We start from the raw sequence: 14,113 nt of genomic DNA on the forward strand, positions 1-14,113 counted from the left end.
AATATACATAAATTAGAAATTAACAATTAAACCTAAAGAAAGTACTCTGTTCATTGGGTAGTTTTTACCAGCTTGATCGAGAGATATCTTACCGCTGGAATCCTTCCCATACGAACTATAAGTGAAGAGTGCTTCAGGGTCGAACATATCAGCCAATTGGGTAAAAGTAAGTAAATTCTCGCCAGAAAAGAAGACTTGTACCTTACCTAGTCCGGTTTTGTCAACCCAGGTATCGGGTAAATCATAACTCAACGTCAAGTTTTTCAAACGACAATATGCAGCACTCTGAATGTATCGATCACTGCGCTGTGATGTTTTATTGCGAAACTCTCCAATTTTCCCTGCAGGTCCTGTATAAGGTCTAGGGTAATACGCATCCGGATTATCTTTAGTCCAGTAGTCCATATGTTGTTTAAATACAGTCACTTGTGCATAAGCACCAGATCCCCAAAAATATGAAGTGCCTTGGTCAGCTATCCAGTCTCGCTTGCCTACTCCTTGAAACATCATACTCAATGAAAAACCTTTCCAAGCGATAGAACCATTAACTGTATATTGATAACGGGGAGTGGTATTACCAATAATTGTCATATCGCCCATATCACCCAATATATTACTACCATTATTAATTTTATTATCACCATTCAAATCAATGTATTTCACATCACCCGGTTCCCAAGGTTTCCCAGATAAATAAGCAAGATTATACTTGGTATTATATTCGGCAGCCTCTTCAGTCGTTTGAATCAACCCCGAACTGCGATACCCCCATATCTCCCCTACTGTTTTACCTACATACCAGTTTGCATCAGGATTGGTGCCTGTTGGATTCTCATATTGTGTGACTTCGGATATAGCATCAGAAAGGGAGAAACCCAAGCTATAATCAATGTCTTTACCTATTTTTCCGCGATAGTTCAACATCAACTCCCAACCACGATTACGCATACAGGCATTATTGGTATTGGGAGCAGTAGCACCAAACAGATCAGCAAAATCAGCATTAGGGCCTAACATGTCTTTGGTGTTGCGTTGAAATACATCAAAAGTACCCGTCAATGCGTTTCCCCAAAAACCGAAATCAATACCTATATTTTTACTTTCAACTTTTTCCCAAGTAGTATTAGGATCAATTACCCCGGGAGCCTTTGTGTATACATGGCGACCATCAGGAAAGATATACCCCCCCAAGCCACTATTGAGATTCATCATCGCGGCAAAAGTATACAAATCAGCACCTGTCTGATTTCCCAGTAAACCGTATGAAGCACGTAATTTTAAATTAGAAAGTATGTGTGTAACAGGTTCCATGAATTTTTCACGAGTTACATTCCATCCTAAAGAAACAGATGGGAAAAAGCCCCATCGGTGTCCTGAAGCAAAGCGTGAAGATCCATCATATCTCCCATTCATTTCAAGTAGATAGCGACCATCATAATCGTAATTTATGCGGCCGAAAAATCCTCTGGTAGCCCATCCATTACGTGTATCGATAATTGTTTTATCGCCTGATCCAAGCCCCAAACCAGGATTCGACGTCGAATATAAATTATTCACTGAGTTCTTCAAGTAGCTATAATCAGACTCATCTTCCTGGAATCCAGCCATCAAAGTAAAATTATGATCAGTGACTGAGAATAAATAATTGGTGTATAGATTGATTGACTGATAACGGTCTCGTGACATAGTACGAGTAAAACGACCATCTTTAGCCATTCCCAACTCGTCACGCACCCCTTTAGAGGTAGTCACTCCATCAGCTGCATAAATCAGAGGTGCTACATTCAACGCTTTGCCCTCTGTATTTCCTAATTTATAAGTATAGTCAAAGAAGATACGCCAATTTTTGAGTGGTTGAGCCTCAAAGCCTACAGTCATATTTATATTATCCTTCTGGGTATTGACATTCGTTCCACTTTGTAGATAAGGAATCATGGTAAGTTCTGTAAAATGTCCATTGGGATCAATAGGGCTAACTGTAGGTCTAAATCTTGCCAATGAATGATAAAACCCTTCAGATATACCTCCATCACCAAAGGGAGTATTCTGATCAGAATGCATGAATTTCGTATTGACTCTCATCTTAAGCCACTCTGTTATTTCGGAAGTAACATTCGCATTGAAGTTGAAGCGCGAGTAATCCATAGACGCATATCGCATAATGCCGTCTTCCGAATAAAATCCTCCCGACACATAGTACTGTGCTTTCTTTCCACCTCCGCTAACACTCAAATTGTGGTTCTGCTTAAAAGCATAATCTTTATAATGCAATTTGAAATAATCAACATTGCCCACTCCGTTTCCTGAATTCTCGAAAGCAGGATTCATAGTAGCATGAGCAGGCAACTCAGACCAACAATCTACGCTTCCGGGATCTTTCATATATTGTTGTAACAACCCTAGCTTCTCATCACTATATTGTTTAGGAAGTCCGGCATTGATACATGCATCATTAAAGAAAGTTGCAAATTCATAGGAATTAGCCATCTCCGGTAATACCGTTGGCGAGTTCCATCCAACAGTACCCTGGTAATTGATGCGCATTTTCCCCTCTTCTCCTTTTTTAGTAGTAACTAGAATTACCCCATAAGCAGCACGTGCTCCATAAATAGCACAAGCTGCTGCATCTTTCAATACCGATATGTTTTCAATATCACTAGGGTTTACGTCCGACAAATTCATTTCAACACCATCTACCAATACGTATGGATTAGCGTTATTAGCAAGATTGCCCTGTCCACGCAAGGTTAAAGATCCAGTAGCTCCAGGTCGACCGGACTCATTATTCGAAACTAATAATCCAGGGATTAATCCTTGTAAGCTTTGTGTAGCATCCACCACCGGACGACGACTTAACTCATTTCCGCTAACTGCAGAAACCGATCCGGTCAAATTCACTTTCTTCTGCACTCCATACCCTACCACTACGACTTCATCCAATACCTCTGTATCTTCAAGCAATGTCACCGATAACACTTTTTCCCCATCTAAATGAATTGTTTGAGGAGTATAACCGATATAGGATATTTTGAGGACACCTTTGGGACCCACATTATTTAATGTAAATTCGCCATTCAAATCAGTAATAGTACCATTCGAAGTTCCATCAACTAAGATACTAGCACCAATAATAGGCTCGTTTGCCTTGTCAAAAACATTGCCTTTAATAGATAAAGACTGTGCCACTGCTGTTGTAGAGAAGAGAAAAAGAGCAACAATAATTGTCAAATTCCAAAAAATAAATAGCAGCTTCCTTTTTTGTTTCATAATACGTTAGATTTAATTTAAATATTAACAAAATTGTAATCCATGCTGTGTTTTCATATAAAGATTACGTAGCAAAATTACGGTCAGCTATCCACTTTCTTATTCTTGAAACGTCTATTTCTTGTCTTAAAACGTCTAATTCACGCAATAAAAGACATATTAAAGAAAAAAATCTTCTCCCTCCCTTCAACAAAACAGAAAGGAGAGAGAAGATTATGATACTTTGAAGTCGATCTTTACATTACTGGATAAATGGATTACGGCTATAGGTTACTGTTACTTGATCGCTCAACGGATGCTTACCGGGAGTAACAACTCGAATCACATTTTCTCCTTCTTGCAAGCTCACACCTTTCCATATAACAGTAGCAAAACCATCGGTTTTCTGCTTACCTTGACTTACATTGTTAACAAACAGCTCCACCTCGGGTGCTGTTGTAAAAGCCATGATCGTTTGTTCGGGCTGGGTACGAAGAGTGCATCGCTTTTCGGCTAAGTAAAGCGTCGGTTCTTGTTTGTTCCAATTGGCCTTATAGAAATAAAAAGCGTCTTTCCTTACTTTGCGGTCGAAAGTAACAAGCCCTTTATCATTAATACCCGGTCGATCTCCCTCTGTACGGTGTGCAGCTCCAAAGTCGAACATATTCCACACAAACGTTCCCCAAACAAAAGGACGGTCGGCAATGATTTTCCAGTTCTCCATGTGGTAATACGTTTGCCAGTTCTCTGGATGCCACCATCCTGCCGGTGCAGGTTGCTTCAATGAATCTTGCTGATGATAAATACTCGCTCCTGCTCCATATTCGCTGATACCAATACGCAGTTGAGGATGTTTCTTATGCGTTTGATCAAGGAATGTGGCAAGTGTGCGAGGCGTGCTGCCATACCAACCGTCATAGCGATTCCATGCAATGTTTTCTGTTAAGAAGTTCAAAGATCCATCTTGATTACTGGCAGAGGTAGTGGGACGGGTTGGGTCTTCCCGTTTGGACAATGCATTTAGCTCTTTTACATACTCCACGGGATTATCACCCACTTCCTTCAATTCATTGAACATACCCCAAAAGCAAATAGCAGGATGATTGTAGTGCTGACGTATTAACTCTATCAGCTGAAGCTTACCGTTTTCGCGAAATGAAGTTTGGTCAACAAATCCTTTATCGGCATAGCCTCCTGGACCTACAAATGGGATTTCTGCCCAAGTAATGATACCGTATTTATCCATCAAATCGTATACATAAGAAGCCTGCGGATAGTGTGCTAAACGAACAGCATTGACTCCCATCTCCAGCATAAGCGCTACATCCTCTTCATGGTGGCAAGGACGAAGTGCATTGCCCACCTCTGCCCGGTCTTGATGGCGGCATACACCTTTCAACGCTATATGTTCGCCATTCAGGAAAAAGCCTTTATCGGGATCGGTATGGTAATAACGCAATCCCAACGGTTGCTTCACGCTATCCACCAGCTTACCTCCTTTGAACAGTTCTACTGTAACCTGATACATAAACGGATCTTTACGCCCATTCCACAAACGCGGTTTCTTGATAGATATAGGAACCTGAGTCTGTAAAGCAGCATTGGAAGCCAAAGAAACATGGCTGGTTTGGCGGCTGATTAACTTTGCTCCATCGTTCACTTGTACACGAAGTTCCACGTCTTGCGCGGCTGTTTTATTATCCAAATTTACTTTGACCATTACATCGGCCTGATTACGATTCACTGACTCTTGCACTAAGTATACACCCGGCGAAGCATGATCTAAGGGAGAGATACAGGTCGGTTCGGTTATAAGCAAGTGTACATCCCGATAGATACCGCCATAGAAATTGAAATCGCCCACCAATGGCATTACATCCAGTTGCTCGGCATTATTGGCACGTACCAACAGAGAGTTCTTCTGTCCATATTCGACCTGATCGGTAATTTCAAAGACAAAAGCTGCATATCCTCCGCGATGCTCGCCGATGTGTTTACGGTTCACAAATACATTGGCAATACTATTCACACCGTCGAAACGTAAAAACAGTCGCTTACCTTTCCATTCGGGACGTATATAGAGTGTCTTTTCGTAGTTGCCAATACCCCGTTTATAGTCTGCCTTGCCCGATTGAGCATCCTGGCCATTCCACGTATGCGGCAAATCTACTCGTTGCGTATGCTTTTGTACTTGGTGAGAGAAACGGAACGCCCAATTATCATTCAATATAATCTCTTGTCTCTGTGCCGAAGCCGACATTAATCCTAAAAAGAGGTAAAAAAGAAGTCCTACCCCTATCCTCTTTCCTGTGTTTCTTGTGTTCATTCTCATCATTATTTTATTGTTTGATTTTCTAGTTCTTTCTTACGTTTCAATGCTTCCAAATAGTAATAGTCCGCATAATTCAAGGGTACATCAATCTCACTGTTGTGAGGAATACTACCCACGCTGTGCATTAATAAAAAGCGTCCGTTCTCTCCTACCTTCGCACGGTATGCAGGGGCAGAAAGACTCTCCATTATGCGGTCGGCATATTCTTTATAGGAGGCTGCCTTGGGCACATCATACGTACTAATCTCATATAGTGCCGAAGCAATACAAGAAGCCGAAGAAGCATCACGCGGTTCATTGGGAATATTAGGTGCATCCATGTCCCAATAAGGGATTAAATCTTCGGGCATCTTTGGATGATTTTTCATCAGCTCGAACGTTTTCAGTGCTTGGTCGAGGTATTTACGGTCTTTCGTCTCACGATAGCATACTGTAAAACCATAAATAGCCCATGCTTGCCCACGAGACCAGATTGACTCGTCTGCATATCCTTGTGCCGTCTGTTTGTGACGTACCTCACCAGTCTCAATACTATAATCCACTACATGGTAGCAACTTCCGTCCGGACGAAAATGCTCGGCAAGTGTACGATCTGCATGATCGACTGCTATTTGATAGAAAGTAGAGTCACCGGATAGCTTCGTCGCCTCAAACAATAATTCAAGATTCATCATATTATCAATAATCACAGGGCATTCCCATCCACGTTCGCTCTGCCAACTGTTTCCTTTTACATCCCAACTCTGTATTATTTTAGCATTAGGACGAAAGCGAGTAGAAAGAGAACGAGCTGCCTGCTTCATAACATTAACGTATGCTGTATCGGGAGCCAAACGAAGTCCGTTTCCAAAGCTACAGTTAATGATAAATCCGATGTCATGATGCCAAGTCAAATTCTCTGCTTTACGAATAGCAGCCGTATATTTTTTTGCCAATGGCAGATAAGTGGTATCACCTGTTAGTTCGTACAAATACCAGATGCTACCGGGAAAGAACCCACTGCGCCAGTCACTATATCCGCAGTAATATACTTCGCCTTTACTATTAAGCGTTACAGGATTCAAACATTTTCCACTTGCTTCGATCGTGTCAATGGCAAGACCTAGCTGAGCTTTGGCAAAATCTACATTTTCTTGAATAAACGGGCTTACCGACCGAGTGTTAGAGCATGCCATACACATCAGCGTGCAAGCAGCTCCTACCATTAGTTTAAATTTCGTCATCTTTTATTGGTTATAATTGTTTATAGTTGTTTGATTGAATAAGTATAATCTCCTGTTTTTGTTATTGCTTTAGCCTTGAGTATAATACGGTATATTTGTTTGCCCCACACATCGGATAAACGCTTATCGGTAAGTGGAATCGCCTCTAATACTGTATCAAACTGTGCCGGGTTATATGTCAACAAGGCTCTTTGTCCATTCACCGAAATAATTACTTTACCGGGAACAGACGAATCTACGTCACCCCAAGTCATGAAGTGAACGATATTCTTTTCAATAGTCTCACCTAACTCGAACGTATCGTTTATCTGAAGCTTGTCTCCTTTAAGTACATACGATCGCATCCAACTCTTCACCTTTGCGCTCTCAGGATAAGCAGTGGCAATATCGGCAGAAAACATCTTCTTTTTCGAATCAAACTTCACTTGAGTTGCTTTATAGTTTCGTCCATTCTGTTGGGCCACTCCGTTAATCATCGGAAGATTGTGATAGTTACTTTGCATTGTCCAGATAGAATAGCGCTCACTACTAAATGTCTGACGGGTATAAGTTCCTACTCCCGCATCGATCAAGATTGGAGAATTGTTGATCCATACCGAGAAGGAACCTGCATCGTTGTGATTATGGCTTTCATCATTGTATCCTCCCTTAGCTGCAAAAAACATCCCGGATTTGTTTTTCATATAACAAAACTCTGTTTCCGGATACCATATTTGTAGAGGAGTAACGTGATTGGGAGTCGTTGCTTCCAACTCTTCGCGGATCAAAAGTGTCTGCATAGTACGATAAAAGTCGCGATTACGGGGTAGTTTACGATCGTTCATTAACGCAGCAAAATGTATCATCTCATCACTACCTACTGCCTTACCAAAGCGATATATAAGGGGAGCATCTCCTCCCCCCTTAGCAGAGGCATCGGCAAAGTTGACTACCCATCCATCTCCAATGTACGAGCGAGAAATATATTCGCCTATATTCTTAATCATCGGATGCCCTAATAGCGATACTTTTCCGGCCGTTATAGTAGAGAGTAAATCGAGGTAATCAAAGAGTTTTCCACCGGCATGTCCCCAATAGGAAGGGCCTTCCTCGCAAGCTCCATCACTATGAACATAGTTCAAAAAGCGATCAACCGACTGCATTGTACGATAAACACCTGCTGCCAGCTTTTCGGGATCATTTTCTAATAACATCAAACATTGCAGTACATTACTGTTGCACCAAGGATTCCAGTTATTGACCATCGTAGTAGGGGTAGCCCGAAATGCCTGCCACCAATAATAGTTGGCATCATTCATATAAGGTTCGATGGTTCGTTTCTCTAACTCGTAACGCAAACGAACAGCAATGCTGGGATTTACCTTATCAAACTCGTTGTGCAGGAGGTAATAGACCCATGAAAGCATCGACGATAAGTCGCCGGATGTCAAATCGATCAACTGTTCCCGGTGATCGGGCAATGATCGATGTATCTTTTGGGTAATAAGATGTGCAGATAGTGCCCATGAAGTCATCTCGCAGGTATGAAACACACCGTTAATCAACTGTGGAATAAAACGCCCCTTTCCTTCGGCCAGCTCTGCCATCAGCAGGTCTATCATTGCCAGGTTGTTATCACCGAAAGGAGTTTCCATTACCTGTCTCGACCCACTCCGTTCAAACTCGATATAATCCATTGCTTTCACTACTTTCCATTCGTAGTTTAGCTGTTGCTCTCCACGTTTTATGTACTCGCTTTTAGTCGCTCCAAATAACTTATCCCATCCTACACGGTCGGTATAATCAGGATATGTAACCCACTTCTGATTCAAGACGAGAGCCGATTTGAGCAAATTCGGATTGGTCATTTGTTGTAACAAATTTCTTTCTACGTATGCGCTTGCCTTTGACACGCACAAGCTAAGAAGTATAAAGGTTATGATTCGTACTATCTTCATTGATAAAGTGTATTAATTTAATGGTGCTAAGATAAGAGAAAAAAACCTCTTCACCTGATATATTCTGAAAATACACTCAGATGAAGAGGTTTTTTTATTCGTAATTATATTTAATTAATCCAACCAGGGTTCTGAGTCAGATTATCATTCATATTAATTTCAGTACTAGGGATAGCCCAGATATAATAGTGGTCACCTCCCCAAGAGTTATCGTATTGTGACTCACCCCAGATTTGCTTCAAGCCTGCACCGGGGAAGAACTTAGACTCTTTCCATGTGTTCCAACGTATCTCATCGAAGAAGTTTACACCTTCGCCATTAAACTCCCAACGACGTTCTTTCTGTATACGCACTCTCAGTTCATCTTGTCCGTTTACAGTTGTATAAGCATTGCTATTCAATGGAGCAACTCCAGCCCGGTTTCGAACTTGATTAACATAAGTAATGGCTTCTTCCACTTTATTTCCACCTTGTTCATTAAGAGCCTCAGCCAGACCGAGTAGTACGTCTGCATAACGAATCAACGGGAAATCGATTGGCGAATAGCTTCTGTTAGGAATCTCACTTGCTCCCTCGGCTACAAACTTACGGAACAAATAATAATAACGGTTATTAGTATCTGTTTTTAAGTCAAACCATGGTGCCAAGTTATTAGCGAATGGCCAACGAAGGCTGTATTTATACGAGGTAGCACCATCTGCACCCAGATACTCAGAATAAGGAGTTATAATAGAGGCGGTTAGGCGAGGATCACGATTTTCGTATGCCTTCTTAATGCGAGCTTCATTACCAACATCCATATATTTACTCATATCTGCTTTTTGATTCTCTGCCATAGCCTTTTTCTGTTGGGGAGTCATATTATCACGTAAGAAGTAGACCGCTCTGGCTTTTTTGTCCATCTCGTTATAGCCGGGTATCACATCATCCCAGTTAAAAGGTTTTCCATCTGCCCATTCATAGCTTTCGACAAAATCGGTGTTTACCAAATAGGTATTCCAACAAGATCCGAATGTAGATCGAGTACCATAACGAAAACTCATCTCGTTACCGTATCCGCTGAGTCCGATACATTGCACAGACAAGACCATTTCTTCGCACTGTTCGTTAGCTTCTTTGAATAGGGCTTTGTAACCGCCGGTTCCTACATATAATTTATGCCCCATATCGCCTACCTTTTTAAAGTCAGCTTCGGCTTTTGCCCACTCCTTAGTCCAAAGATACACTTTACCTCGTAAAGCATAAGCAGCAGCTTTGCTGATACGCCCCACACTCACATCCCGTGCAGCATATCTATCAGGCAAATTGGTTTCATTGATACAATCTGTTAAATCAGCTAAAACCGTTTCCCATATTTTAGTTTCTGTTTCACGTCCTTTGATACACTCTTTCAATTCAACGGGTTCCAAATATAAAGGCACCCCCTTGAATACCATATTGAGTTTATAGTAGAAGAATGCCCGTAAAAACTTTGATTCGGCTATCAAACGTTTCCTTTTAGCGTCATCCATTGGGGCTTTAGGCAGATTGGTTATTGCATCATTGGCACGATGTATACCCTCATAATGCTCTTTCCAATAATCGCTAAACAGACTTATTGATGCAGTCGCATTTCCTTTCAACAATGCATAATCAGGATCGCGACCGTCACTGGAAACACCATAACAATCAAAAGTATATAATCCCAATCCTACATTCGTTTTACGAAGTACGCTATAAATACCTGTTACCCCTTGATCAGCCAGATTTTCAGTAGTCCACATACTCCCGGAACTTACCGAACTGTACGGGTTCAAGTCGAGCAGATCACCTCGACAGCTGCTCAATGCAATAACTGCAGCTGACATTAAAACTATATTTTTAATTTTTTTCATCTTTGTGTCTTTATTTAGAAAGTAATATTAGTACCAAATGCAAACTGTCTCACAGATGTATATTCGGGCGTTGAGCCTAATTCAGGATCTTGTCCGGGGAATGAAGTTAGGTTGAATAAATTCTCCCCCGACAGATAGAAGCGAATAGACTGAGCCGTTAATTTATTGGTAATCAATTTGGGAAGTGTATACCCAATCGTCAGATTCTTCAATTTTAAATAGTTACCATTAAACAAGAAAGCAGAACTTGTTTCTACATTTTGCCACCCACCTTCACCGTTGGTCAATCGACCATATTTTGCATTTATATTATTTTTTGGATCAGATGGATTCTCCGGATTATAATAGTAGTGATCATTGGCAATCTCGGTACCCATTCCTACGCCTACACGCGTGGTGCTTGTATTATATCCTGTAGCGGGTCCCCAATACAACTTAAATCCGGCAGCTCCTGCCCAGTTCATTGAAAAGTCGAAGCCTTTCCAGCTTGCCGAAGCCTGCAACCCAAAATTATATTTTGGGTTTTTAGATACTCCTTGAAACTCACGGTCATTACTACTACCATAAATACCATCGCCATTGGCATCAGCATAAATATAATCTCCATACCATATCTTATTTTTTGCAATAGTTTGGTTAGGCATAAATCTATATCCGGCTGCTACCATAGCGTTTGCCCACTTCATATCATCTTCTGTACGAATCATACCATCCTTAGGACCTCCATGAATATCTACCGATCCATCTTGATTAAAGTAACTTCCGCTTCCGCTGTAAACAGACTTCAAATAGTACTCGCCCAATTTCTTTCCGGCTACAGTTTGAGCAACATCACCTGCACCTTTAGCTACTTCACCAATATTCGTGACCCACACCTTCTCGCCGGTCGTTGGGTCTACTTTCCAGTAGGCTTCATAAGTACCCTTGTACTTTGTTACTTCATTCCTATTATACGAGAAATTGCCCGATACCGAATAATTAAAATCTTTCACTCTATCAGTCCAACCCAATGTGAGTTCAATACCACGGTTATTCATCTCCGCAATATTCAGCAGCGGAGCTGTTTTGGTACCCATAGTCATGTAAATACTAGGGTATTCGAGAATGCCGGTGGTGATACGGTCGTATACATCGACTACAACCGACAGACGATTCTTCAAAAAGTTGGCATCGATACCAAAGTTAGTCGATTTTGATGTTTCCCACGATAGTAATGAGTTAGAAATCACGGTCGATGCCAATCCCGGAGCTTGTAATCCTCCAAAAGAGTAATTGCTCAAACTATAGGTAGACTGATATTTATAATCATACTTGGATTCTTTTGGTTCATTCGTTCCATTGTTTCCTAACTTACCCCACGAAGCACGAATCTTAAGATTATCGAGCCAGTTACGTGTCGATTCCATAAATGCCTCTTCCGAAATACGCCAAGCGGCAGAGAAAGAAGGGAATGTACCCCAACGATTATTGGCATGATAACGCCCCGAACCATCGTAACGCAAGTTTGCCTCAAACAAATAACGCGAATTATAAGCATAGTTCACACGACCGAAAAAGGAACGACTGGCACGATCCAACGCACCTCCTCCAATACCGATCATTTCAGTAGCTGCATCAGGCACATTGACACTTTGATCAATCAACCCTTTTTTGGTACCACTGGTACTATATTCGTAGTAATAATACTCTTGATAACCTGCCAACACTCCTATGTCATGCTTTCCTATAGATGTATGATAATTAAGTAGATTCTCCAATGTATAGGCATAGTTCGAATAATTATAAAAGCTAGTGGTCATTTCGGAAGGAGCAGTTGGGGGACTCATCACTTCACCGGTACTGAACTTTACTTTATCAAGTGCGTTGGTCCACGTTCTCTCTTCATCCCAACGTCGTTGGTAGTTAAAGTTGAAATCCCAAGTCAAGCCCTCTATAAACTTCACTTTGCTAAATAGAGTTGTATTAAATCGACTCTTCTTCAAATTTCCATCCACACCATTGAGGAAAGAGTACAAGCTGTTAGCTGTTGCACTCTCTTCGGGTGCTTCGGGATAACCATTGTGTCCATTCCAACGAGGATATAATCCGGGAGTTGTTTGACGAAGATAATTGTTTGCATTGTCAAAGTTCCCGGGATCTTTGTCCTCTTGAGAAGCGTACGTACGCATTCCTACTGCCAGCCATTTATTAATATCGGCTTCCACATTCGCTCTGATGGAGTAACGAGTCACACCCGTATTCTCTACCAAACCGGGATTATCCATAAAACCTGCCGAAAGAAGGAAACGTATCTTATCCGATCCGCCATTAACAGATACTGTGTGGTCATTGATTAAACCGTGTTGAAAAATCTCTTTTTGCCAATCGGTATTCGGGAATGCAATGTAATTAGGAACCCCAAGTGCATTCATCTCATTGGGATTGTTTGATTTCTCACGCCATAAATCAATGGTTGTTTGTGAGAAATGTTGGTTTTGCCCAATGTTCGTAAATGATTCATTTAACAGTTCCATATAATCGGCATAGTTCGATACCATATCGATTAAGTTAGTCGGTTGTGCATAAGATACATGTCCGCTATAGGTTACCGATACCCGATCTCTTTTACCTCGCTTGGTTGTAATCAGAATGACACCGTTGGCAGCACGCGCCCCATAAATAGCACACGAAGCAGCATCTTTCAAAATTGAAATGGTTTCAATATCTTGTGGATTAACAGCATCCATCAACCCCTCCATACCATCAACAATCACCAACGGTGCAGAGTTATTCATGGTACCCACGCCACGAATCAAAATAGAAGCGCCATCACCTCCGGGGCGTCCCGAGCTTTGCATAACCTGCACACCCGAACTCAATCCGGCCAAAGCCGATGATACATTGGTTACCGGACGCGAAGCAGCCTGATCTTCAAAATTGACCGATGATACCGAACCGGTAAGATTTACTTTCTTTTGCACACCATATCCTACTACTACAACTTCATCCAGTGTTTTGGTATCTTCTTTGAGTGTTATATTGAGTGAGTTCTGATCACCCACTTTTACGTCTTGATTCAGGTAACCGATGTACGAAAATTCAAGGATAGCATTAGCGGGAATGGAAAGAGAGAATTTTCCATCAATATCGGTAATTGTTCCGGTTGCACTACCTTTTACAATAACGTTGGCACCGATAACCGGTTCACCATTCTGATCGACGACCGTGCCTTTAATCGTTTTATTCTGTTGAACAACAGCCGACGAACTTTCGTGGCGACTATCATCAAGTCCTGAAGAGGTTGCCCAACCATTGCCGGCCAAGAGCATCATCAGCGATGTACTCACAAGCACCCTTTTTGAAGATAAGGATAGCAAATGCAATTTACTTTTTCTCATAATAGCATTAGATTAGTTAATAATTATGTTTTAAACACTCGGCAAATCTAATGATTAGTACAAGAAGCCATAGGCCTTTTTTATACTCAAAATAAGCACCAATTATTCTTTCAACACCTTCTGG

6 protein-coding genes are annotated in these 14,113 nt (G+C 41.4%); all 6 read right to left on the reverse strand.

What is annotated here, in order from left to right:
- Window positions 1–12: 12 nt before the first annotated feature.
- Window positions 13–3,267 carry a SusC/RagA family TonB-linked outer membrane protein gene (locus tag TY03_RS04870; RefSeq protein ID WP_042367885.1) on the reverse strand — a complete coding sequence of 1,085 codons (3,255 nt, stop codon included), beginning with the start codon at window positions 3,265–3,267 and terminating at the stop codon, window positions 13–15.
- Between the two features lie 241 nt (window positions 3,268–3,508).
- The gene (lacZ4, locus tag TY03_RS04875; protein WP_230201947.1) at window positions 3,509–5,506 is read right to left on the reverse strand and encodes a beta-glucuronidase LacZ4; all 1,998 of its coding nucleotides are present in this window, start codon (window positions 5,504–5,506) and stop codon (window positions 3,509–3,511) included.
- Between the two features lie 74 nt (window positions 5,507–5,580).
- On the reverse strand, window positions 5,581–6,753 hold the full coding sequence (locus tag TY03_RS04880) for a glycoside hydrolase family 88 protein (protein ID WP_394330878.1): 1,173 nt from the start codon (window positions 6,751–6,753) through the stop codon (window positions 5,581–5,583).
- 68 nt (window positions 6,754–6,821) lie between these two features.
- Window positions 6,822–8,738, reverse strand: a complete 1,917-nt coding sequence (locus TY03_RS04885; protein WP_042367887.1) for a heparinase II/III family protein — start codon at window positions 8,736–8,738, stop codon at window positions 6,822–6,824.
- Between the two features lie 110 nt (window positions 8,739–8,848).
- Entirely contained in the window at window positions 8,849–10,612 is a 1,764-nt protein-coding gene (locus TY03_RS04890; RefSeq protein ID WP_042367888.1) for a RagB/SusD family nutrient uptake outer membrane protein, read from the reverse strand.
- Window positions 10,613–10,626: 14 nt separating this feature from the next.
- The gene (locus TY03_RS04895; RefSeq protein WP_042367889.1) at window positions 10,627–13,989 is read right to left on the reverse strand and encodes a SusC/RagA family TonB-linked outer membrane protein; all 3,363 of its coding nucleotides are present in this window, start codon (window positions 13,987–13,989) and stop codon (window positions 10,627–10,629) included.
- Between the last annotated feature and the right edge of the window lie 124 nt (window positions 13,990–14,113).

The organism is Bacteroides neonati (assembly GCF_000499785.1).
Taxonomy (GTDB): Bacteria; Bacteroidota; Bacteroidia; order Bacteroidales; family Bacteroidaceae; genus Bacteroides; species Bacteroides neonati.